The 22,962-nt window shown below is 35.5% G+C and carries 19 protein-coding genes; 5 read left to right on the plus strand and 14 right to left on the minus strand.

Going from position 1 to position 22,962, the window contains the following annotated elements:
• Positions 1 to 11: 11 nt before the first annotated feature.
• The gene (gene gyrB / locus ACK4HO_RS11815; RefSeq protein WP_409666048.1) at positions 12 to 1,952 is read right to left on the minus strand and encodes a DNA topoisomerase (ATP-hydrolyzing) subunit B; all 1,941 of its coding nucleotides are present in this window, start codon (positions 1,950 to 1,952) and stop codon (positions 12 to 14) included.
• A 185-nt stretch (positions 1,953 to 2,137) separates the two neighbouring features.
• The gene (gene asnB, locus ACK4HO_RS11820; protein ID WP_409666050.1) at positions 2,138 to 3,754 is read right to left on the minus strand and encodes an asparagine synthase B; all 1,617 of its coding nucleotides are present in this window, start codon (positions 3,752 to 3,754) and stop codon (positions 2,138 to 2,140) included.
• A 253-nt stretch (positions 3,755 to 4,007) separates the two neighbouring features.
• Here asnB and ACK4HO_RS11825 point away from each other — a divergent pair, with 253 nt between their 5' ends.
• Positions 4,008 to 4,817 (plus strand): class I SAM-dependent methyltransferase, encoded by an 810-nt coding sequence (locus ACK4HO_RS11825; protein ID WP_409666052.1) that lies wholly within the window; start codon positions 4,008 to 4,010, stop codon positions 4,815 to 4,817.
• Positions 4,818 to 4,823: 6 nt separating this feature from the next.
• On the opposite strand, the gene ACK4HO_RS11830 is transcribed toward ACK4HO_RS11825, so the two are convergent.
• The 3 genes from ACK4HO_RS11830 to ACK4HO_RS11840 all read right to left on the minus strand — a co-directional run bounded on the left by ACK4HO_RS11830 (position 4,824) and on the right by ACK4HO_RS11840 (position 10,107).
• Positions 4,824 to 5,267, minus strand: a complete 444-nt coding sequence (locus ACK4HO_RS11830; protein ID WP_409666054.1) for a hypothetical protein — start codon at positions 5,265 to 5,267, stop codon at positions 4,824 to 4,826.
• An 83-nt stretch (positions 5,268 to 5,350) separates the two neighbouring features.
• Positions 5,351 to 7,069 (minus strand): TonB-dependent receptor, encoded by a 1,719-nt coding sequence (locus ACK4HO_RS11835; RefSeq protein ID WP_409666056.1) that lies wholly within the window; start codon positions 7,067 to 7,069, stop codon positions 5,351 to 5,353.
• 23 nt (positions 7,070 to 7,092) lie between these two features.
• Complete coding sequence (locus ACK4HO_RS11840) at positions 7,093 to 10,107, minus strand: tetratricopeptide repeat protein (protein ID WP_409666057.1); 3,015 nt, start codon at positions 10,105 to 10,107, stop codon at positions 7,093 to 7,095.
• A 254-nt stretch (positions 10,108 to 10,361) separates the two neighbouring features.
• On the opposite strand from ACK4HO_RS11840, the gene ACK4HO_RS11845 reads away from it, so the two are divergent.
• Entirely contained in the window at positions 10,362 to 11,045 is a 684-nt protein-coding gene (locus tag ACK4HO_RS11845; protein WP_409666059.1) for a cell division ATP-binding protein FtsE, read from the plus strand.
• Here ACK4HO_RS11845 and ACK4HO_RS11850 read toward each other — a convergent pair.
• Both ACK4HO_RS11850 and ACK4HO_RS11855 read right to left on the minus strand, forming a co-directional pair.
• Positions 11,014 to 12,297 carry a hypothetical protein gene (locus tag ACK4HO_RS11850; RefSeq protein WP_409666061.1) on the minus strand — a complete coding sequence of 428 codons (1,284 nt, stop codon included), beginning with the start codon at positions 12,295 to 12,297 and terminating at the stop codon, positions 11,014 to 11,016. The two genes, ACK4HO_RS11845 and ACK4HO_RS11850, sit on opposite strands and share 32 nt — an antisense overlap.
• Positions 12,275 to 13,093: a 2OG-Fe(II) oxygenase gene (locus ACK4HO_RS11855; RefSeq protein ID WP_409666062.1), complete on the minus strand. Its 819-nt coding sequence runs from the start codon at positions 13,091 to 13,093 to the stop codon at positions 12,275 to 12,277. The genes ACK4HO_RS11850 and ACK4HO_RS11855 overlap by 23 nt, the downstream gene beginning before the upstream one ends.
• 63 nt (positions 13,094 to 13,156) lie before the next feature.
• Between ACK4HO_RS11855 and ACK4HO_RS11860 the strand changes: the two genes are divergently transcribed.
• Both ACK4HO_RS11860 and ACK4HO_RS11865 read left to right on the plus strand, forming a co-directional pair.
• Positions 13,157 to 14,053, plus strand: coding sequence for a glycosyltransferase family 2 protein (locus ACK4HO_RS11860; protein ID WP_409666064.1), 897 nt, complete (start codon positions 13,157 to 13,159; stop codon positions 14,051 to 14,053).
• Positions 14,053 to 14,979: a glycosyltransferase family 2 protein gene (locus tag ACK4HO_RS11865; RefSeq protein ID WP_409666066.1), complete on the plus strand. Its 927-nt coding sequence runs from the start codon at positions 14,053 to 14,055 to the stop codon at positions 14,977 to 14,979. The genes ACK4HO_RS11860 and ACK4HO_RS11865 overlap by 1 nt, the downstream gene beginning before the upstream one ends.
• Here the strand turns inward: ACK4HO_RS11865 and ACK4HO_RS11870 are convergent.
• Both ACK4HO_RS11870 and ACK4HO_RS11875 read right to left on the minus strand, forming a co-directional pair.
• A complete protein-coding gene (locus ACK4HO_RS11870) occupies positions 14,965 to 15,393 on the minus strand; it encodes a sugar 3,4-ketoisomerase (RefSeq protein ID WP_409666068.1) in 429 nt (142 codons plus the stop codon). The genes ACK4HO_RS11865 and ACK4HO_RS11870 overlap by 15 nt on opposite strands.
• On the minus strand, positions 15,366 to 16,451 hold the full coding sequence (locus ACK4HO_RS11875) for a glycosyltransferase (protein ID WP_409666070.1): 1,086 nt from the start codon (positions 16,449 to 16,451) through the stop codon (positions 15,366 to 15,368). The genes ACK4HO_RS11870 and ACK4HO_RS11875 overlap by 28 nt, the downstream gene beginning before the upstream one ends.
• Positions 16,452 to 16,494: 43 nt before the next feature.
• Here ACK4HO_RS11875 and ACK4HO_RS11880 point away from each other — a divergent pair, with 43 nt between their 5' ends.
• Positions 16,495 to 17,631: a glycosyltransferase gene (locus ACK4HO_RS11880; protein WP_409666071.1), complete on the plus strand. Its 1,137-nt coding sequence runs from the start codon at positions 16,495 to 16,497 to the stop codon at positions 17,629 to 17,631.
• Positions 17,632 to 17,638: 7 nt separating this feature from the next.
• Here the strand turns inward: ACK4HO_RS11880 and ACK4HO_RS11885 are convergent, their stop codons facing one another.
• The 5 genes from ACK4HO_RS11885 to ACK4HO_RS11905 are packed head-to-tail and all read right to left on the minus strand — an operon-like array spanning position 17,639 to position 22,867.
• A complete protein-coding gene (locus tag ACK4HO_RS11885; RefSeq protein WP_409666073.1) occupies positions 17,639 to 19,132 on the minus strand; it encodes an oligosaccharide flippase family protein in 1,494 nt (497 codons plus the stop codon).
• 20 nt (positions 19,133 to 19,152) lie between these two features.
• The gene (locus ACK4HO_RS11890; RefSeq protein ID WP_409666075.1) at positions 19,153 to 20,172 is read right to left on the minus strand and encodes a hypothetical protein; all 1,020 of its coding nucleotides are present in this window, start codon (positions 20,170 to 20,172) and stop codon (positions 19,153 to 19,155) included.
• A 59-nt stretch (positions 20,173 to 20,231) separates the two neighbouring features.
• Positions 20,232 to 20,801 (minus strand): acyltransferase, encoded by a 570-nt coding sequence (locus ACK4HO_RS11895; protein ID WP_409666076.1) that lies wholly within the window; start codon positions 20,799 to 20,801, stop codon positions 20,232 to 20,234.
• Positions 20,802 to 21,926: a DegT/DnrJ/EryC1/StrS family aminotransferase gene (locus ACK4HO_RS11900; protein ID WP_409666078.1), complete on the minus strand. Its 1,125-nt coding sequence runs from the start codon at positions 21,924 to 21,926 to the stop codon at positions 20,802 to 20,804.
• A complete protein-coding gene (locus tag ACK4HO_RS11905) occupies positions 21,923 to 22,867 on the minus strand; it encodes a FemAB family protein (RefSeq protein ID WP_409666080.1) in 945 nt (314 codons plus the stop codon). Before ACK4HO_RS11905 ends, ACK4HO_RS11900 begins: the two co-directional genes overlap by 4 nt.
• Between the last annotated feature and the right edge of the window lie 95 nt (positions 22,868 to 22,962).

The following is a 22,962-nucleotide window of genomic DNA, read 5'->3' on the forward strand; positions in this document are numbered from 1 at the left end:
ATCGGGGCTAGTTACGCGTCGATTTTAGCATAAACCGCATTTTTCTCGATAAACTCTCTACGTGGCGGAACTTCGTCACCCATTAACATTGAGAATACTCTATCGGCTTCGGCTAAACTATCAATATTAACCTGACGCAACGTTCTATAACTTGGATCCATCGTAGTTTCCCACAATTGCTCTGCGTTCATTTCACCCAAACCTTTATAACGTTGAATGGCTGCACTTCCGCCCATTCTTTCATTGGCCAAATCGCGTTGGTCGTCATTCCAAGCGTATTCCTTTTTGTTTCCTTTTTTCACCAAATACAAAGGTGGCGCAGCGATATATACGTGACCGCCTTCGATTAGTTCCTTCATAAAACGGAAGAAGAAGGTCAAAATCAACGTAGAAATGTGACTACCATCGACGTCGGCATCACACATGATGATTACTTTGTGGTAACGCAATTTTTCTAAATTCAACGCTTTGGAATCTTCTTCGGTACCGATGGTTACCCCAAGTGCCGTGAATATATTTCGAATCTCTTCGTTTTCAAATACTTTGTGGTGCATCGCTTTTTCCACATTCAAAATCTTACCACGCAAAGGTAAAATCGCTTGGAAGTTACGGTCACGACCTTGCTTAGCCGTTCCACCCGCCGAATCTCCCTCGACAAGGTAAACTTCACATTTTGCAGGATCTTGTTCGGAACAATCAGACAATTTTCCAGGTAAACCTCCACCGCCAAGAACGGTTTTGCGTTGTACCATTTCACGGGCTTTTTTAGCGGCGTGACGGGCTTGTGCTGCGAGTATAACCTTTTGCACAATGATTCGGGCATCATTTGGATTTTCTTCCAAATAATTTTCTAACATTTCCGCTACCGCTTGAGAAACCGGAGAAACAACTTCTCTGTTACCCAATTTGGTTTTGGTTTGTCCTTCAAACTGTGGCTCTTGTACTTTTACCGAAATAATCGCGGTCAATCCCTCACGGAAGTCGTCACCCGAAATTTCGAATTTTAATTTTTCCAACAAACCGGAAGCGTCAGCATACTTTTTTAACGTACGAGTCAATCCCATACGGAAACCTTGCAAGTGCGTTCCACCCTCGTGAGTGTTGATATTATTTACATAAGAGAAAATATTTTCTGCATAACTTTCGTTGTAAATCAAAGCGACTTCCACCGGAATTTCGCCTTTTTCATGCTCCATGCTGATCACATGGCTGATGATTGGCACACGATTCCCATCAAGGAAACGAACAAATTCTTTTAAACCTTCTTGTGAATGGAAAACTTCGCCTTCAAAATCGCCGTTGTCTTTGGTATGTCTTCTGTCGGTAAGTGTAATAGTGATTCCTTTGTTCAAAAACGAAAGCTCACGCATACGTCCGGCTAAAGTATCATAAGAATACTCTAAAGTTTGGGTAAATATAGAGGCATCCGGTTTGAAAGTAACGGTTGTTCCTCTTTTGGTCGTTTCGCCTATTTGCTTAACAGGGTACATTGATTTACCTCTTTCGTACTCTTGCTCATATACTTTTCCATCACGGAAAACAGTTGCGCGTAAATGATCAGAAAGTGCATTCACACACGAAACTCCAACACCGTGCAAACCTCCGGAAACTTTATACGAATCTTTATCAAATTTTCCTCCGGCTCCGATTTTGGTCATTACAACCTCTAACGCCGAAACGCCTTCTTTTTTATGCATATCAACCGGAATACCACGACCGTTGTCTTCTACGGTAACCGAATTGTCTTCATTAATAATTACACTGATGGTATCACAATGTCCAGCTAAAGCCTCATCAATCGAGTTGTCTACGACTTCGTAAACTAAGTGATGCAAACCTCTGACTCCGGTATCTCCAATGTACATGGAAGGACGCATTCTTACGTGCTCCATTCCTTCTAATGCCTGAATACTATCAGCTGAATAATTGTTCTTTTTAATCTCGTCGCTCATATAAATTTATCGTAAAAAATGTAATTTTTGTCTAACACGCAAATATATAAAAACGCATAGGATTTCCTCCTAAAAAACAGACTTAAAACCCTTAAGTTATTAACATTTTTGGCATGATTTCAACAAAAAACGCCCACCAAAAATGATGAGCGTTTTTAACAAACAAACTAAACTTCAATCTAAACTCAAACGTTAACGCTTGGTTTTGCTATTTCAACATCTGCTTGGACGTGAGCCGAGTTAGCTCGTCCGCTTGGATCTTGATTTTCTTGCCATTTTGGTATCCATTTGCGAACGGTTTGTGCCGCGCTGACCTGTGGATAGTATTTATGGAAAATAGTTCTGTAAAAATAAGCTTCTTTCGTTGCCGGCGTGTTGTATGGGAAAAGCGTTGCGGCTTGCTCCATTTGTTCTTCGGTTACTTGTGACGCACAATAATCAATTAAAGTGTCAATCCAGTTGTAACCTACTCCATCAGAAAATTGCTCTTTTTGACGCCATAATACTTCATCAGGAAGATAAGGTTGCTCCGGCGTATCGAATGCTTTTCTCAAAATGTATTTTTCTTTTCCATCATAAGTCTTCGGCTGTTTCTCTTCGCCTTTGATTTTCATGGCAACATCCAAGAATGCTTTATCTAAAAACGGTACACGAGCTTCTAATCCGTGCGCCATCGTTGATTTATCCGCACGAAGTAAATCGGCAGTAAATAACTTTTGTACTCTTTCGATGGTTTCTTTGGTAAAATCTTCGGTGCTTGGTGCATTTCTGAAATACAAATACCCTCCGAAAACTTCATCAGCGCCTTCACCGGAAAGGACTACTTTGATACCGATATCAGTAATTGCTTTGGACAAGAAATACATGGGTGTGCTGGCTCTGACAGAAGTTACATCATAGGTTTCCAGATGCCAAATCAATTTATCCAAAATCTCAATTCCCTGCTCAATCGTAAAATGAATTTCATGGTGTTTAGTCCCTAAAAATTCAGCTACTTTTCTTGCAGCTTTGGCATCCGGTGCGTCAGCATCCAAACCTATAGAAAATGAGTGTAACTCTTTTCCTTTTTCTTTTAACAAACGAGCTGCTATAGATGATGTCAGTGAAGAATCCAATCCTCCTGAAAGCAATACGCCAATCGGCACATCACTCATCAATCTTTTGCGAGTAGCTTCAGTTAATGATTCTCTTAAAGCGGTGTAATCAACTTCAGCATCACAAGTAGTATAATCTTCGTATTCCGGCGTATAATATTTCACGAAACCGGTTTCTGCGGTATAATAATGTCCGGGAGGAAACGTAGAAAACGTTTTGCATTGGTCGGCAATCGGCTTCATTTCGGAAGCAAAATACATTCTGCCTCTTTCATCCATACCATAATACAAAGGTTTCACGCCAAGTGGATCGCGACCGGCAATATAATCATCGCCATCAATTACCACGAAAGCAAAATCGCCATCTAAAAGGTGAACAAAATCATACCCAAACTTCTCATACAAATGCACAATCACTTCTGAATCCGATTTAGAACGGAAGACATGGTCTTTCAAAATTGTATCTCTCAACTCTTGGTGATTGTAGATTTCGCCATTATGAACCATCCAAGCGGTAGTACAACCTTGAATCGGCTGTCTTCCTGAATGCAAATCGATAATAGACAAACGTTCGTGACTTAATATATGTCCGTTCTCCGTAACATGGATATCACTTTCATCCGGTCCGCGATGAGACATTCTTTTCGAAAGTTGCTTCACCAGTTGCTCGTCTTTTCCTTTTCCAATAATGGCTAATATTCCGCACATAATCGTATTCTTTAATTCGTAATTGTTTATTTGATAAAGCAAAAATGCTATATTTATTTCAATACGAAAACCAAAAAACAATAATTAGTTATAATTTAAAACTAAATATGCAAATAAATAATATTTATGAAAGTAAAAAGCTTAGAAATAGAGAATAGAACTTAGAAATCGTCAATTAATGCTTTAAATAATAAAGCAACATTGCCCAAAATTGCTTTTCTTTGAAATCCAAATTAAGCTAATACCAATAAAAATGAACAAAGGCCAAATCTCAAACATCTTACGACGATTTCGATTGATTTATTGGGCTGATTGGCTTCATTTCTATTTGGAACGGTATAAGAATCAAAAACGGAATACCGATTTCAGAAAAAGCAATCCAACCGTAAAATTGCCTCCGGACTATCTTATTTATGAATCTTTTCAGATAGATTACGAAAACTATTATACTGACAGTATCAATACCGCTAAATGGATTTCTAATTATTTTGCCAAATACATTGAGTTAAAAAACAAAAAAATTCTCGATTGGGGTTGCGGTCCCGGAAGAGTAATTAGGCATTTACCCAATGTTATCGGAAATGGCTGTGATTATTATGGCACCGACTACAACAAACAAAGTATTGATTGGTGTGCTGAAAACCTTCCTGAGATTAATTTTAACTGTAATGGCTTAAAAGCAAAGCTTCCGTATCAGGATGATTTTTTTGATGCGCTTTATGGAATCTCTATTTTTACCCATCTTTCAGAACAATTACATTATGACTGGTACAATGAACTCTATAGAGTACTTAAACCTAACGGAATAATGCTATTAACCACACAAGGCGACAATTTTAAAGTGAAATTGACCGATTCAGAACTCTCAAGATATAACAATGAGGAAATAATCATTCGCGACAAAGTAAAAGAAGGACACAGAATTTTTTCGGCCTTTCATCCTACTGCTTTTATGACAAAACTATTTGCGAATGCGGAGATTTTAGAACACTATGCGGAACCCATTCCAAAAGAGGGCAATTGGATTCCCCAAGACACTTGGATCATAAGAAAGAAAGCTTAAATACGACTAAATCACTTCTTCAATCCGGTAAGGTTTACCATTCATATCGAATTCAAACCCAACTTGATTTCCCATTAATTTACTCCCCAAAGGCGATTGTGGAGAAATGGCAAAGATGTTTTTGCCGTCAAGATTTATTTTTGGCAAAGCCGTACTGATAAAAAGCAACATCCCATTGGCTTGTACCAAACTGCCTAAAGCTACTTTTTGATGTACTGACGAGGCGTCAATTTTATCAAGAATCGCTTTTTGTTCGAGTATTTCTTTGAGTTTGTGGTTGAGTTTTTCTTGTTCCAAATGCATCATTGACAATGCTGTTTCGTGCTTATCACCTGCCGAACCTTTCGCATCATTTTGTGCATCAATTGTCAAACCCGAAATCATGTCTTGGAACACATCAATTCTGTCTTGGACTAATTGTTTGTAGTATTTAAGAACTTGTTGTTTCATTTTGAGTGGCTGAGTAACTGAGTCGCTGAGTGCCTTAGTTAAAATACTCAGTAACTTAGGCACTCCGCTACTTAGGCACTTCTTTAGAAATCGAATTTATAACTCGCACCACCAAGTACTTGCAATCCTTGCACCGGATAGTTTAACCAGCGTTGGTAATCTTGGTTGGCCAAATTGTTTCCTTTTAAGAAAAACGTCAAGCGCTCTGAGTGTTTGTAACCCACATGCGCATTTAAATCAAAATAACTGTCTAAAGTTACCTCTTTATCAAAAACCGGTTGCGTCAAAGAGGCAAAATGAGCGAAATCTTTTCTTTCCCCTACAAAAAACAAATTCGTTCCGGCAAACCATTTAGAGGTAATATTCACATCTAAATTGGCGCCCACTTTCAAACTTGGCAAATTCCAAGCTTCACTTTCAACATCGGTTGAGTAGCTGCTGAAAGTTCCGTTAATCCCAAAAGTCACGTTTTTAGTAAAATCAGCTTTCAACTCACCGAAGAAACTTATTGTTTTTAATTGGTCATAAACCACGTTAAAGGAGTTGCCATATTGATAGCCTTCGGTACCAATTAGTTCTTCATAACCATTGCTTTTGAAAAAGGCTCTGTTGTCTTCATTCACATATGAACCGCGAATATTATAACTTACGCTATTGGATAGTTTGCCTTTCAATCCGGCATAAACATCATATTTTTGATCGGTTGGTGCTACTCCTAAAGTTGGTGATACAAAGAAATTTTCCTGTACAAAATCGTGATAAGAATTCTGCTTTAATCCGCCTTCAATTCCGGCATAAAAAATCATTAAATCACCTACAACTCTATACGAACCGGTAATTTGCGGATAAATAAAGAACTTGCTCTCACCTTGCTCTTGTGCCGCACTGTAAAAGAAACCTACTCCGGCGTTTATCGTTAAATCGTCTTTTTGAATTCTGATACTGGGTTGGAAACCAACATTAGCAAAACCATATTTATAACCGGCATTTCCATTAATATCATTTTCAAAAGACCCGCTGATATAATCCAAGATAAAATCGGCTTTGATTTTTTGCTCTACGATGTCAAATTCTAAGGATGGTTTGGCAACAAAACGATTCTCTGCCGAACCGTAAGCATCCCAAAAACGACTGAATTTAATTGAGCTTTCTTTTAAAACACTACTCAATCCCAATCGCCCGCCTACATATAAAGTGTGGTAAGTTTGTTGCTCATCAATGGTTGAAATAGTGGCTTCGTTTAACGTTCCCGGATAAAAACCGTACCAATTATAGATTTGGTGCTTGTAGCCTAAATCAGCGTTCCAAGTCATGGTTTTGGTTCGGCTGCCGTAAGTTAAATCTAATGCCGTGTTCATGAATTTATCATCCAAAACAACATCATCAATACCTCCTTGAGATGAACTGTGGCGCAACATTCCTCCAAAATAATCAGTATTACTGACATTTTCTGTAACGAATAATTCAATGTTAGCTGTACCGTAATTTCCGGCGGCTAAAGTCAAATAATTACTGTAGATTTTTTCTTCAGGCGATTTGTCAACATTGGCCGCTTTTCCTTTAGAAGGCGCAAAGGTAGATGCTACGGGGAAAGAAAAAATATTGTACTTAATGTTTTCTTTTTTCTGTGTGTCTTCGTCGTCCAACGTTGGTGTTTCTTTTACTTTAAAAGCATCGGAAATGGTTGGCGTATATGGCTTCACGACGTTTACGACTTCGGTTCCAATATTGTCGTCTTTCTTTTGACCAAAAGAAATTTGGGTCAAAAAAAGAACAGCTGCTATATATTTTACTTGTTTCATATCTATTTAAGATTCAGGGAGATTTATTCGGTTATTGAAGAATTCGTTTTGGCAGCTTCGCCTTTGATCATATCCAATTCGGCTTGGGCTTCGGCTACGACATCGGTGTAAGATGCAAAGTTTTTAATCACACTGTCCAAGATCGAAGTCGCACTGAAATTGTCTTTCATTTGGTAATAGTTTTTGGCCATTACTATCAAACCTTTGGCCCCAAAATATTTATAACCGGAATAGTCTTTGGCCAACTTCTGTACTGTTTTATTCGACTCTTCATATTTACCGTCTTTGTTTTTGAAATAAGCATCATAATACAATGCTTCGGCAGCCAATTCTCCTTTGGCAATCGTCAACAATTTGGCGTAAGCCGCACGAGCTTTCACTTCATCATTCACTTGAATAGCAGCACGAGCGACAATAATTTGTGCATCACTTTTTACTTTGTTGTCGGTTTTTGGATTGGCCAAAACTTTATCTGCATAAACTACAGCATTCGCGTAATCCTTTTGGTCATAATAGGCACGCATCAAATTGGCTTGTGCGAAAGTCACATTCTGTGGAAAATCAGCTTCCGTTTCTAAGCGTTTCAATACTGGAGTTGCTTTGGTATAGTCGTTTTTCTTTAAGTGAATTTCGGCCAAACGCGCTAAAGATTGCTCGGTAAACTCATTTCTCGATTTACTGATTACATATTCATAACCCGCAACAGAATTGCTTTCCAAACCGTCAGCATAATAAGATTGTGCCAAATAGAAATTGGCTTTCAAAGCGTGAATTCCGTTAGGGAATTTAGAAACATAACCGCTCAAACTTGAAATCGCTTGTTTGGTATTGTTTTGCAAATATTGTTTTTCGGCGGCTTCGTAAGTATCGTTGTCTAATTCGGCATCCGAGACTTCTACGAAATCTAAAGTTCTTACCCAAGACGCATATTCATCTACTTTTCCATTGTCCATATAAATCAAACGCGCAGTTGAAACGGCTTCTAAAGCTTCAGGACTTCTTGGATAATCGGCGGCTACTTTTTTAAATTTGGCAATTGCTTGTTCGTCTTTTTGAGCGTTGTAATACACCAATCCTTGTCGCAACACTGCTTTTGAGGCGAACGAACCGTTTTTGAATTCACCCAACAATTGGTCATAAGTTTTTACAGCCAAATCGGTTTTGTTCTCAGCAACATAAGTATTTCCTAACTCGAATAAAGCGTCATCTCTGTATTGCGACGTTTTGAAAGTGGCCAAAAATTTATTGAAGTCTTCTATTTTCTTATCGTTTTTGGAAACAAAACCATAACTCAAAGCTTTTTGGAACGCAGCATAATCGGCGTCAATTCCTTTCATTTTAATGGCTTCATTGTAGGCATCCATCGCCGGCCAATATTTAGAAGTTACGAATCGGGAATCACCCAAACGCAAGTAGGCATCATTCAAACGCACTTTGTCGTCTTTGTTAGTGTCGATAAAACTTTGGAAATAATTTCCGGCTTGGTCGTATTCTTTTTGCTTGAAATAAGCATAAGCAATATTGTAATTGATGTTTTTCTTTTCAGGCGTTTCTTTGGCGGAAGCGTAACCTGCAAACTGTTTAAAGCTCAACAATGACTCGTTGAAATTATCTAAAACATATTCGGTTTCGCCTTTCCAGAAAGTGGCTCTGGCAGTGAATTTTTCGTTTCTTGGCGTAGCGATTGACTTTTTGAACATACCCAAAGCTTCTTTGTAATTGCCATCAGTATACAATTCGATACCGCGGTAAAAAGTCACTTTTTGGTATGCCGCTTTGTTGGTTTCCGTATTGTTTTTTTCTAATAACGTCAACGCGTCTTTGTAATTTTTAGAAGTGATATATGAATTGATTAACAACGATTCAATTTCAACTTTACTTGGTGAATTTGGATATTTCGCCAAAAACGAGGACAATACATCCGGAACTGATTGGTAAGAATTTCCGATTTCGTAACTTAATTTGGCGTAATTCAAATTGGCATCTTCTTGAATCTGTTTGTCAAAATCCATTTCCGAAGCGCTTTTGAATGCGTTTAAGGCTTGCTGTTTTTTATCGGTTTTGAAATAACATTCGCCCAAATGGTAATAACCGTTTTGCGCCACAAAGTCTTTTCCGTCAATGATTTTATTGAATTGCAAAATCGCATTTTCATAGTCTTTTTGCATGTAGTAAGTGTAACCCAATTGGTAATAATCGGTATTACTCCACTTGCCTTTTTTGCCACGGTATTCTTTTAGATAAGGTAAGGCTTTATCGTATTGTTTCAAATTGAAATGACTCTCGCCTATAATTTTATTCAATTCTGATTTCTCAGAAGCATTTGATTTCGGCATGGCAACCAATCCCGCTTGAATGGCTTGTTCAAATTCACCGGCTTTGAAATGCATATCGGCTTTGAAATAAGACAATTTCTCTTTGTATTTTTCTTCGTCTGAAACTTGTTCGAAATACTTATTGGCTTCTTGGTAATTGTCGCCTTCATAAGCCATAAAGCCTAAGTAATACTTGGCTTGAGAACCATATTCTTTGGAATTAACCACTTTATTAAAATAAACAGCGGCTTCTTTTTTGTTGCCTGCCGTAAAATAAGCATAACCTTTTTGAAAGGTAAACTTTTCGGTTTGCTCGTAAGTCAATGCGCTTTCGTCAACTTTGTCGAAATATTGCAACGCTTGAGGGAATTTGCCTTGCTCAAAATAATACTGCGCTACTTCAATATAGGCTTGATTGGTTTTAGAACTGGTAGGATAATCGGCTACAAATTTTTCCATCAACTCGTCGGCGTTATTTTGATTCAAATGTATGGCACAATTGGCAATATAATAAGCACAATCGGATTGAACATCTTCCGCTTTGCTGTCTTGCTTCACTCTTTCGAAAAGAATTTGGGCCGATTGGTACTGCTTGTCTTTATACAATAAAATAGCCTGATCAAAATCGGATAAATTATGGGTATATATAGCAGATTGTTGGGCTGAAACCGCTGAAATTCCTGCAATGGATAGCAGAAAACATAACATTAAAACTCTACGCATGGTTTTTATTTTTACTTATCCAAAAATATTACTCTATACCCTATAACGTAAAAACTGTGCCATTTATTATAAACATTGTTGTAAACAATTTCATTTGGAGAAAAGAGAGGAGATAATAGACAAAGAGAGGAGTGACATTCTATTTGAAATGAGTCTATTATCTATCCTTCCATCATCTATTATCTGAATTAGAAAAATATATTTTGAATTCAAGCTTTATCTTTATTACTTTTACCCAATAAACCCAATTACTCATGTCAGAAACAGTTTTATCTTTAAAAAACGTTACGATTTATCAGGAAAACAAAGTGATTTTATCACAAATCAACCTTGAAGTCAAAGAAGGTGAATTCCTTTATATTATTGGTAAAACCGGTACAGGAAAGAGTAGTTTTATGAAAACTTTATACGGTGATTTACCTTTAACCGAAGGTTCGGGAAACATCGTTGGTTATGATTTGGTGAACTTAAAAGAAAATGACATTCCGTTTCTAAGAAGAAAAATTGGGATTGTTTTTCAGGATTTCCAATTATTACACGACAGAAGTGTAAATAAAAACATGTTGTTCGTTTTAAAAGCTACGGGTTGGACAGACGAAAAAGCCATGCAAGACAAAATCGACGAGGTTTTGGAAAAAGTAGGTTTAAAAGGCATTGCCAACAAAATGCCACACCAACTGTCGGGCGGAGAACAACAAAGAGTCGCCATTGCCAGGGCTTTATTGAATGATCCTGAGTTAATTTTGGCCGATGAACCAACCGGAAACCTTGACCCGCAAACCAGTGCGGAAGTGTTGAGTGTTTTGAAAAAAATCAACGAAAATGGCAAAACCGTAATCATGGCTACCCACGATTATGCGCTGTTGATGAAATTCCCTTCGAAAACCTTGAAGTGTGAAGACAATACTATTTTTGAAGTCGTTCAGAAGACGGTTTAACCCAATTTATATCGCTTAAAAATTTAGCCAAAAGCAATATCGCAAAAGGAAAAGTGACCAAGTGAAATCGGTCGCCTTGACCGCTTGATATGCCTGATAACAGGATAATGTAACCAATAAAAAAGGCTACTAAAAAATACAACTTCTCTCTGTTGTAGTACTTCAAAGCAAAATAAATAGACAGTAAAACACCTAACACTGTAAAAAGTCTATTTTGCCATTTGGTGGCATCAAAAACCATCGACTTCCAAAACGAAAAATTACTTCTATGCTCGTGATTTACTATATCATAAACACAGGCATTTCCTGACTTAAAATTTTCCAGAAGATTGTCAAAATAAGCCCTGACAACATTTGGGAAATTGTTTTTTACTTGTTGTTTAGCATCCTCCAACGCCACTTTTTTTTGGTCGGTAAAGTCTAGGCCAAACAAATATTTTGCTCTCGGATTATTGATTTGACTGTATTCTTTACCATTTTTTAAACATTCGGCTTTACTAAAAAGATAATTGTGATACGTCACGCCGTCTATGTAACTTATGGTGAAATCGCCATATTGGGCTTTCATCCCTACAACTTGAATGGCTATCATCATCAAACTTCCGTAAATAAAAATCATGCTTTTCGACTTGTAATTGCGGAAAATTTCTTTGATAAAAAACAGCGTTACGATGATAGCTAAAAACTTGGCGCCGGGTTTGACCAACATACTTGATAAGAACAAGGACAAGGACAATGATAAATACCAAAACTTGCCGGTTTTGTAATATTGGAACAATAAATAAAAGGCCAACATAATAAAGAAAACAAAGATATTTTCAGTGAGCAAATGAAAATTTAAAACAACATTTCCGAAAATAAAAAAAGGCAAAACCGCAAAGCCAAAAGCTATTTTTTCGTTTACAAAAGATTTAACTATTTGGAATAATAGAATTGATGTGCCCAACCAACAAAAGATATTCACCCACAAACTCCATTGAAAAATTCCCGCATCGGAACTGTCAAATAAATACGGAATTCCGGTGATAAAAGCCATTACCATCGGTCGGTAATAATGTCCGGTAAACTTGAGATACATTTTTTGGGCCGATTCCAAATAATTGTCACTATCGGGATAAATCAGCATTTGTTGGTCTAATTGTAATACTAAATTCAAAATTTCCAACCAACACAAACCCACCACAATGAGGAGCAAATGATAGCGGTATTTTTTAAGGAAAGAAGTCAAATTATTGGTCTTTTTTGTAAACATGCGGATTCTCCTTGATGCCCTTTTTGAACACTTTACGAATGCACATTCTTAGAAAAGTATCGGTTCTCAATACCAAATCGGCCATTTTGTTTTCAGGTCGGCCGCGAAAAGAAGTCACGTGAAACTTATCGGAAGCCAACAAAGGAGATTTGGCAAAATAATAATTCGAAACACAACGTCGATAACCCTCAAAAACTATCGGAGAAACCGAATGCAAAGAGTCATTGTGCGTTTCCATAATCACTAATCGATTGAATTTACTGTGAATGGTGATTTGCTTTTGCTCCAAACCATTTGGCCAAAGCTCGAGATTGCCGCCATATTCCTCTTGCCAATCGGGTGTGACATAGTATAGCAAATTCAGCACACGCCACAAATTGCGGTCTTTGTCATGCGAATTGTCTAAATGCGGATTGAGAAACTGCTTCTTCCCCATCATAGAAATCCCACCGGCATAAAGATTTTCATCGGGAATTGGGTTTTTGATTTCGCAAATTTCTCCAATAACGGCAACTATTCTTTGGTCTTGAAAGGCAAATATAATTTCTTCCAACAAAGAATCGTACAAATTCATTTGGGCTGCAATATACTTATTCTCGCGCAGGCTTTTTTTCAAAACCATTTGGCCGGAGTCAGGAAAAACTTTGGCAATTTTCAGGGCAATATCTTCCGGCAACAAGTCATCAACATACCAATAACCGATGTTGGAATCAGAATTTTCAAATTGAAATTTCAACTTGTCTTTTTCAAGGCTAAGTTTCTCAAAAATAAGATTTGCTAAATCAATTCGGTTCATAGTGTTAATATTGCCAAAAAATATATTTCTTTGTAAAGGTATTATTTAATTCTGTTTTTCTAAATGATTTCAATTCTTATTCCAACATACAATTTCAACACATTACCGCTTGTAGAAGAATTACACAAGCAGGCGGTTTTGGAAAATATTGACTTTGAAATCATTGTGTGCGATGATGCTTCACCTATAAACGAAATTACGGAAATTAATTCCAAAATCAACCAACTCCAACATTGTCGTTTTGAGCGCAATGAAACCAATTTAGGCCGAGGACAAAACAGGAATCTTTTGGTCTCCAAAGCCCAATATGAATGGGTTTTACTGATGGATTGCGACATGTATCCCAAAAGCAAAAACTTTCTCAAAATTTATTTAAGAAGTCTAAAAAAAACCGATAAAAAAGCAATTTTCGGCGGTTTAATTTATTTTGATGAAAAACCAAAAGACGATGAAGTTTTGAGGTGGATTTTTGGCAAAAACAGAGAAGAAATTCCTTTGAAGAAAAGATTATCAAACCCTTACCACTACACGCTGATTTCGAATATTTTGATCCAAAAAGAAATCTTGTTGGCCCATCCTTTTGATAGTGAAATATACCATTACGGATATGAAGATATTGTCTTGATTTTAGGCCTAAAAAGCAAGCAAATACCGATTACCCATATTGAAAACCCTGCGTTTCACCTAAACTTGGAAAAGTCGGCTATTTTCTTAGAGAAATTCCACTCTTCACTTCAAAATTTGAAACTGATTATCGACAAGAAAATCATTGCTTCAGAAGATACTTCTTTGACAAAAACCTATACCAAAATTGAAAAATTAAAATTGGTTGGTTTTGCGGCTTTTCTTTTCAAAATTTTCAAAAAAACATTTACCAAAAATTTACTCTCCAAAAACCCATCGATATTCTTGTTTGACCTTTATAGGTTGGGATATTTCTGCCAATTAAACCATCGCTGATGCCTTATTTTTCAATAGTCATACCGGTTTTTAACAAAGAAAAGTTTGTAGCCAACACTTTGAAAAGTGTGTTGAGCCAAACCTTTTCCGACTATGAAATTATAATCGTTAACGACGGTTCAACAGACAACAGCGAAGCCGTAATTAAAACATTTACCGACGAACGAGTTCAGTATTTTAATAAAGAAAACGAAGGCGTAGCGGTTGCGAGAAACTTCGGAATTGACAAAGCCAAAAGCGATTTTTTTTGTTTCTTAGATGCTGATGATTTTTGGCATCCCGCTTTTTTGGAAACCATGCATACTTATAGTCAAAAGTTTCCCGAGCAGAAAGTTTTTGCTTGTGCCATTGAAGTGGAAACCCAAAACAAAACCTTCCCTGCAAATTATTCTATTGCTAAAAATGAAGCTAGTGAAATCGTTGATTTCTTTGACGCTAGTCAGAAAGAATGTGCGTTATGGACATCAAGCGTGGTGATTCACAAAAGCGTTTTCGAAACGGTTGGAAATTTTGATACTAAAATTAAAAAAGGGGAAGATACCGAGTTGTGGATTCGCATTGGTTTGCAGTTTCCTGTTGTATTCATTTGGGAAATTTTGGCGAGATACGTTTATGACCGAAGCAGTGTTTCCCGCAATTTAAATTACTATTTCGAACCTTATACGTTTGAGAAATACGCTTCCGAAGAGAAGAAAAACCCAAAGCTGAAGCAATATTTAGATTTGAACCGATTTTCGGCTGTTATTAAATGCAAACTGAGTGGCGATATCAAGACTGCCAAAGCGATTTACAAACAAATTGATTTGGATACCATCGGCTGGAAAAAAGTAATCCTGTTGCAATTACCACGTATTGTTTTGAAATTTTTGTTGCGTTTCAAAAACTTTTTAGCCGGAATCGGTTTAGGGAAATCAGTTTTTAGATAACAGAAACGACTGATAGTCTCGGATATAATCCGCTTCTTCAAAAATATCCGAAGCAATGACCAAACACACCGAACCCGAAGAAAAGTTTTCCAACTCACGCCAAATACCGTTTGGAATCAACAAACCTTCATTGGGTTTATTTAGCGTAACCGTTTTTTTGGACTGACCATCGGTCAAAACTACATCAAAACTTCCACTCAAAGCCACTAAGAATTCTTGTTGTACTTTATGAGAATGACCGCCGCGTTCGGCACCACTTGGCACATCGTACAAATAATAGACACGTTTCATGTTAAACGGAATCACATCGCCTTCAATCACCGAAAGATTGCCACGCGTATCATGGATTTTGGGAATATTCAGAATTTGGATGTCGGTTATATTGGTCATTTTGTGTTTAATAATTCCTGCCATTGTTTGGCAATGGTTGTCAAAGATAAATGTTCTACACTTTTTTGGGCATTATTTTTACAGTTTTGGTGCAAATTATCGTCTTCAAAAATTTTTTTGATGGCTTCCGCCAAAGCTTCTTCATTGTGATTTTCAACCAACAATCCGTTAAAATTATTTTGAATAATCTCGCTTGGGCCGGTTTCGCAATCGACCGAAATAACTGGTGTTCCAACGGCTAACGACTCTACAATACTCATCGGGAAACCTTCGAAATAACTGGTCAAAATAGTACAATGAGCGTGCTGAATAAATGGCGTGATGTTTTTTTGAAACGGCAACACTTCAATACTGTCATTCAACTTGAGTTTGTTGATTTTGGCCAAAATAAAATCTTTGTCGGCACCATCGCCAATAATCACAAGCTTTACGCCATTTTCATAGACTTTTGATTTTGAGAAAGCTTTTAAAAGCAAGGTGAAATTCTTGATGCTTTCTTCCAATCTGCCAAAAAACAACAAGTATTTTTCGGGTAAATGCTTTGGTTTTTCCAAAACGGATTCCGTTACAACTACCGGATTGTAGATTGTTTGCGTATGATTGAAACCGTATTTTTCCTTAACCTTTTGCTCGATTCCTTTGGAAACACATATCAGTTTGGTAGCTTTTTGGTATAAATAATTGGCCCAAAAGCGTGACTTTGTCAAGTACATTTCCAAATGAGCGCTGTGGATCATAAAGTAAGTTTGGCGATTGCCATAAATCCATTTGGTGAAAATTTCTCGCAACAACATTGGTCGAGAACGATTGTCGATGATAATTTGTATCTCGTTTTCTGCCAAATACTTTGCGATGTATTTTCCTTTTTTAACCGCTCTGAAAATGCCTTTTTCTTTGGCAAACAACTTTCCTAAATTGACCAATTTCCCTTTATAGTCATAATCGACAACGTCTAAAATAATGAGATGATGCACTTCATAACCCAAATCCTGCAACAGGAAACTCAACGAACCGGCAAAACGCTCAGCACCACCAACACCAAGTGAAGCGGAAACTATAGCTATTTTATGGTTGTTTTTCATTTCTTACTTATATTGCGGAGATATTTTTCAAATATAAGAAGAAATGAAGATTTTACTCATTGGAGAATACAGTCGGCTACACAATTCTTTGAAAGAAGGTTTGCTTGAACTAGGAAATGATGTGACTCTCTTAGGTTTTAAAGATGGTTTCAAAGATTTTCCGGTCGATTTTCCTTTGGTTAAAAAATGGGATGATGGATTTTTGAAAAAAGTAAAATTGGCGGTTCTAAAACTGACCGGATTTGATCTTTCTTCTTATCTAACTTACAAACAATTTCAGCAAAATCAACAGTGTTTTCAAGGATTTGACGTGGTTCAATTCATTAATGAAAACAGTTTTTTTTGTGATTACCAACACGAGAAAAAGATTTTAGAATTCCTTTTCCAACACAATAAAAAAGTCTTCTTATTGTCTTGCGGTGATGATTATGTACATGTGAATTACAACTTCAGCCATCCCGAAAATCCATCGGTGGTGCAACCTTATTTGGCCGGAAAAATTGCTGACAACCATTTCTCGAATGTTTTAAAATTCAGAACTAAACCTTTTGAAAAACTGCACCATTATCTTTATCAAAACATAGTCGGCGTAATTGCTTCCGATTTGGATTATCACATTCCGTGGCAAAACCATTCGAAGTATTTAGGACTGATTCCAAATCCGATAAACCTGAGTAAACTAACTGAAAATTTGCCTGAAATTGAAGACCATATTGTGATTTTTCATGGGATTAATCGGGAAAGTTATTTTAAAAAAGGCAATGATTTTTTTGAAAAAGCACTTGAAATCATTCAACACAAATATCCCAATAAAGTAACGGTTTTGGTTAGCGAAAACGTGCCCTACAAAACGTACATCAACAGTTACGACAAAGCGCATATTATATTAGACCAACTATACGGACACGACCAAGGCTATAACGCTTTGGAAGCGATGGCCAAAGGCAAAGTAGTTTTTACCAATGCTGAAATATCTTTTGAAAAACATTACAACCTGAAAGAAAAAGTGGCTATCAACGCCAAACCGGATGTGGATTATTTAGTCGAACAACTCTCCTTTTTGATTGAAAATCCGAATGAAATAAAAGGCATCGGAAAAAGAGCCCGAAATTTTATTGAAGCCGAACATGACTATTTGAAAATAGCTGGAAAATATTTGGAGTATTGGAATGCTAAATAGACAAAAATTATTTATTTCTATTCATTTTTTCAATAATAAATTCTTTCAAATTAATTCTTTGATTTAATTCTCTTAAAGAATAAAGTATTGAAAATAAAGAGAGTATAGAGATGAGAATATAGAGATACAATTGTTGAAAATTATAAATAATAACAACTGCTAGAATGCCAATAATTAAATTTGATATTATCAATTTTTGACAAGACCTAAAAAAATAAAACCCATATTGTTTGTTAACCATATTGTATATGTAAATCCCATAAAAAAAATAATTCAAAACATATGCAACACCTAATCCAAATAAACCCCAAATTTGAAACAAAAAAACTGAAAAAGTCAAATTTAACAAATCCCCTAACAGTGCTTGTTTAAAGAAATTTTTCTTATTTCCCTTTACCAATACTATATAACCTAAAGGAAATATAACAGCTTTCATAATTATAGAAAACAATGCCATTTTCAAAATTAAAAATGAACTGGAAAATTCATTAGAATAAAGTAGCTTTATTAAAAATGGAGCTGATAAATACAATAAAATAATTGCTGGAGTAACTAAAATTATAGCAATCTCAATTTGATTATTCACTAATTGCTTAATTTTCTCATTATCCATACTTACAGAGGATAATTTTGGAAAAAAATCATAAGACATCGCATTAAAAATCAATCCTAAATAATTGACCAAAATGACGGTACTAACTTCATAATATCCTAATATTTGTGATGAAGAACCATTATCATTAATGTATAATTTTATAATAAAATTACAGATCTGCCCAAAAATTAAATTAAGCGACATGAAAACCCCTAATTTAAACATTGGTGATGATTGATTATAAAAATCTTTAAAATTAAAAGCTGAAATTTTAAAAGAAAATTGTCTTGTAAAATATATTGTAACCACCAACAAAACAATGCTAGAATACAACATTACCCATATTATCCCTTCTATTCTATAGAAATAATAAATAATAACTGTTCCTATTGCAATAAAAAAAGCCGAAATAATATTGCATAACGCTAATGTCTTAATATTTTTTAAACCTTGTAGTATTGCCATTCTAGCGTTTGAAAAGCTTGTTATGATAAAATAAAACGACAAGAGTACAAACCAATATTGCTTATCTTGGTTGCCAAAGACAAAACGGCTTAAAGTTTTACTAAATAAGATAGAAACTATGGCTCCGAATACTCCAATGATTATTGCCATTTTGTTCAAAATCAGAACAGTTTTATATGATTTTGATTTATCATTAGGATCATGTACAATTGCAACTTCTCGGGTAGCAATAGTCAGAAATTCAAAATTGGTAATTGCTACTATAATATTTACTGCATTATTTAAAAGTGATACTATACCTAATCCAATCGGCCCAAGGTAAACAGCAACAAATTTAAAACTGACAATACTTATCAGCGTCCTAAAAACTTGCATCATTCCAAAAACTCCGGTAGCTTTCAAAATAGAACGATAAGGATTATTATTTTGCTGAGTCATCATTTTTATTGTATTGAAAAAACTTAATCAATTTTACATCCTATATTTCGGTATTGTTGCTTAAAGCTTTCAACCCAAACAAGCCAATCTTTAGATAAAATATTTTGTGTAACATTATTATCCAAAACGGAAACTATTTCTTCCATATCAATGTCATTAGGTAATGAATTAATGACTTCAAATTGATTATTTAACCATGCTTCATTCATAATTTTATTAAAAACAAACATATCAACATTACCGTCAAACCTTTCCTTGTGCTGGTTTGTTGCAGATGACATAAAACCTGTTTTAAGAATTTCTTCTTTGTAATGTGCAAACTTGTTTCTATGTCTATTCTTTTTATAAAGTTTAATTGCATTATAAAGTTGCAATCCTTCATCAATCTTGTTTTTATGGTTATCCCATAACTTAACAAAATAGTGTTTGTTAAAAATCATCCCTGCAACAGCATAAATGGTGTAATATGCTAAATGCCTTTCATCGGTATTTACTTTCAAAAAACGCAATGTTTTTCTTATTTTAAACCTATCAAACTTGTAAAAAATAATATAATATAAAAAAGGAATAATTGTGAAAAGTTTTGGTTCTAATATTACAAAATTCCTTTTCAGCACTGCTTCTTTGCTTTGATTTATTATCGGATTTCCAATCCAATGTAATTTTGCAAGTACAATGTTACTTTGAATGACTTCAACATCAATATTTTCTAAATTAATATCTTCAACAAACCATATATCGTCTTCAAGTAAAATAAAATTTTCTGAAGCTTCATAAGCAGCTTTAACCCATAAATCAATAGGAATTATATAATTATCAGGTCGTAATCCATTCAGCGTAGAATGTTGCTTAAAATCATATAAATCAGACTTTTTAATAATTACTTCAGGATATTTCAATAAAATTCTATCTAAATAAACTTGTGGTGTCCCATCATCTAATATCACAATTTTTCCATTCCCTCTTTTTACATGTTTTTCAATTGAAAACAAACATCTATCAAGGTAATAAGGTCTATTAAAAGATTTTATAAGTATGTCCATAAATTAAATTTAAAACAAGATTTTAAATGACAGATGCATTTTGTTTAAGGACTTTCAAATTATAGATTTCGAATTACAAGCGCAGGATTTCCAACTGCAACTACATTTTCAGGAATATTTTTTGTAACAACTGCACTATTACCAATAACTGAATTTTTACCAATGGTTACACCTTTTAAAATGACAACATTACTTCCAATAAAAACATTCTCACCAATGAAAACTGAAGTTGATTTTGGGTTAACTTCATTTCTTTTATCAACTTCCAAATGATGCCCATCATTATCAATAATAGAACAATTGTTTCCAATTAAAACATTTTTTTCAATAGTTATTTTGGAAAAAGCTACTGCAGAAAAATTATTATTAATAGAAACATTATTACCAATATGAATTTCGCTATCTGAATTTCTAGCTTCTAAATAGGTATAATGTGAATAATAATTAGGAGAATTTATTACGCCAATTTGAACGTTTTGACCAAAAGAAATTTTACCTTTTCCTTTCAACAATAATGGATGAAACAACTTTGGACTGCCTGAAACTTTCCTGCAATCAGAAAGCCATTGGTATTTCCACACTCGAAACGTGACAAAAATGAAGGTCTTTAAATTGGTCAAAATTCCCATTTAATATTGATTTAAAACTTTAATTACTTGTGTTACTTCCTCTTCCGTCAATACCGGACTCAAAGGCAAACTTAAAACTTCCTGATGTATTTTTTCAGTTATCGGAAACGAAGACGAATTCCATTGCGACAAAGCCTTTTGTTGGTGCGGCGGAACCGGATAATGAATTAAAGTTTCAATATTATTTTGCTTTAAATAATCCTGTAGTGCTTGCCTGTTTTCCGTGCGAATCACAAACAAATGAAAAACATGATTATCACTTCCATCCCAATAAGGCAAAGTAATTTTGTGGTTTTTGATTTCAGTCAAATACCGTTTAACAATATTTTTTCGCGCTTCGTTTTCTTTATCCAAATGAGGCAATTTGACAGTCAAAAAAGCGGCTTGGAGTTCGTCTAAACGCGAGTTGATTCCGACAAATTCGTTGTAATATTTTTGTTCCGAACCATAATTCCGCAAAGCGAAAAGCACTTTGGCCAAAGCATCATCATTTGTTGTAATCGCACCGGCATCACCCAAAGCACCCAAATTTTTTCCGGGATAAAAACTAAAAGCTGCTGCATTGGAAAGATTACCTGCTTTTCGCAATTCGTAATTCGTAATTTGCAATTCGTAATTCATTGCTGCGCCGTGAGCTTGTGCCGAATCTTCAATCACCAACAAATTATGTTGCTTTGCGATGGCATTGATTTTATCCATTTCGGCCAATTGTCCGTAAAGATGAACGGCTAAAATGGCTTTGGTTTTTGAGGTTATTTTCTCAGTGATTAAATCCGGATTGAGGTTGTAGGTTTCCAATTTGGGTTCAACCAAAACCGGAACCAAATCGGCTTGCAGAACGGCTAAAATACTGGCAATATAAGTATTCGCCGGAACGATAACCTCATCGCCTTTTTGCAATCTTCCCAACTCTATATAGGCTTTAAAAATCAAGACCATTGCATCTAATCCGTTGCCTACGCCTATGCAATATTTAGTACCGCAATAGTGGGCAAAATCTCGCTCAAAAGTTTTGACTTCGTCGCCTAAAATAAACCAACCTTTATCCAAAACCTGTTGCATTTTTTCGTGAAATGCGGCTTGATAAGGTAAATTGATTTTGTGCAAGTCGAGGAATTTTATCATAGCGCTATTTGATAGGTATTTTGGGAATAAAGCTCACAGCCCAACTCCTTTTTTTGATTCAAAAGTCCTTCATTGTAACCCAAGTCACTGTGGTCATCTACGGTTCCCATGTCAAAATAATCAAAGGTGTTGCTAAACTCTTCAATCAAATGTATAAAAAGATAATCGAGTGCTCTGTGTTTCTTTCCTTTTTCGGTAGTCGCGCCATATTGGGACTTGACTACTTTCTGAGTTTTAAAAATGGTGATTCCGGCCAAAATTTCTTCATCGCGATACAAATTGTATTGCTCAATATTTTGCGGAAATTTATGTTTTAAAAACGTTATTTCCGATAAGGAATGTAATGGTTTTGTATCGTATTTTTCAGCCAACAATGGCGACAATACTTTATCCCAAAAAGCGTCAAAACTGTCTTCTTTCTTCACAACTAAACCTTCAGACTGAAGCCTACGGTAATGCTTTCTTTTGCTTTTGGAAATGGAATAATCGGATTTAAAATCTATGGCGAGATTCATCTTTGTTCCGGTGATTTTTGCTCCTTTATCGATAAAAAAATCAGCAAAATTAAGGGTTTCGGTCTGATGGTAAAACGGAAGCATTTCTTTGATGATAAGCTGCTTTTTCGATGCTGTTTTCAAAAAATCAATTACGGCTGTATAAATCATTTCGAAAGCATCGCTTCCAACCGTTTGACCCAAAACAAAACCGCCGTAAGTCAAACCGCCGTGAGAATAAACTTCATCTTCTGTACAATTGGCCGAAAGAATTGAAACTAATTTTTCCCCTTCAAAAACCAATAAAGAATAGTCCTGAAACCTATCAGAATGGTATTCCATAAAATCGCGATGAAACAAAAAAGTAGCGTTTTGGGCAGTGCCGACAAAAGCATTCCAAAGCAAAAAATCATCCGAATGATAGCGTCTTACAGTATAGTTTTTCACAAGTTGGGTTTAGACTTTGGAAAATTAAACATTTATTTTTTAATACCATTCATCGAGTAAAAAATAGAAATTCAAATTATTTGCCTATTTTTAAC

This window comes from Flavobacterium sp., from assembly GCF_046296355.1.
Classification (GTDB): Bacteria; Bacteroidota; Bacteroidia; order Flavobacteriales; family Flavobacteriaceae; genus Flavobacterium.

Bases quoted from the DNA above. Each gene is read 5' to 3' on its own strand.
- ACK4HO_RS11880 (WP_409666071.1), top strand. From the start codon at position 16,495: ATGAAGATTTTACTCATTGGAGAATACAGTCGGCTACACAATTCTTTG.
- ACK4HO_RS11870 (WP_409666068.1), bottom strand. From the start codon at position 15,393: ATGGCAGGAATTATTAAACACAAAATGACCAATATAACCGACATCCAA.
- ACK4HO_RS11845 (WP_409666059.1), top strand. From the start codon at position 10,362: ATGTCAGAAACAGTTTTATCTTTAAAAAACGTTACGATTTATCAGGAA.
- ACK4HO_RS11830 (WP_409666054.1), bottom strand. From the start codon at position 5,267: ATGAAACAACAAGTTCTTAAATACTACAAACAATTAGTCCAAGACAGA.
- ACK4HO_RS11835 (WP_409666056.1), bottom strand. From the start codon at position 7,069: ATGAAACAAGTAAAATATATAGCAGCTGTTCTTTTTTTGACCCAAATT.
- ACK4HO_RS11875 (WP_409666070.1), bottom strand. From the start codon at position 16,451: ATGAAAAACAACCATAAAATAGCTATAGTTTCCGCTTCACTTGGTGTT.
- ACK4HO_RS11900 (WP_409666078.1), bottom strand. From the start codon at position 21,926: ATGATAAAATTCCTCGACTTGCACAAAATCAATTTACCTTATCAAGCC.
- ACK4HO_RS11840 (WP_409666057.1), bottom strand. From the start codon at position 10,107: ATGCGTAGAGTTTTAATGTTATGTTTTCTGCTATCCATTGCAGGAATT.
- ACK4HO_RS11890 (WP_409666075.1), bottom strand. From the start codon at position 20,172: ATGGACATACTTATAAAATCTTTTAATAGACCTTATTACCTTGATAGA.
- ACK4HO_RS11855 (WP_409666062.1), bottom strand. From the start codon at position 13,093: ATGAACCGAATTGATTTAGCAAATCTTATTTTTGAGAAACTTAGCCTT.
- ACK4HO_RS11885 (WP_409666073.1), bottom strand. From the start codon at position 19,132: ATGATGACTCAGCAAAATAATAATCCTTATCGTTCTATTTTGAAAGCT.
- gyrB (WP_409666048.1), bottom strand. From the start codon at position 1,952: ATGAGCGACGAGATTAAAAAGAACAATTATTCAGCTGATAGTATTCAG.
- asnB (WP_409666050.1), bottom strand. From the start codon at position 3,754: ATGTGCGGAATATTAGCCATTATTGGAAAAGGAAAAGACGAGCAACTG.
- ACK4HO_RS11825 (WP_409666052.1), top strand. From the start codon at position 4,008: ATGAACAAAGGCCAAATCTCAAACATCTTACGACGATTTCGATTGATT.
- ACK4HO_RS11860 (WP_409666064.1), top strand. From the start codon at position 13,157: ATGATTTCAATTCTTATTCCAACATACAATTTCAACACATTACCGCTT.
- ACK4HO_RS11895 (WP_409666076.1), bottom strand. From the start codon at position 20,801: ATGGGAATTTTGACCAATTTAAAGACCTTCATTTTTGTCACGTTTCGA.
- ACK4HO_RS11865 (WP_409666066.1), top strand. From the start codon at position 14,053: ATGCCTTATTTTTCAATAGTCATACCGGTTTTTAACAAAGAAAAGTTT.
- ACK4HO_RS11850 (WP_409666061.1), bottom strand. From the start codon at position 12,297: ATGTTTACAAAAAAGACCAATAATTTGACTTCTTTCCTTAAAAAATAC.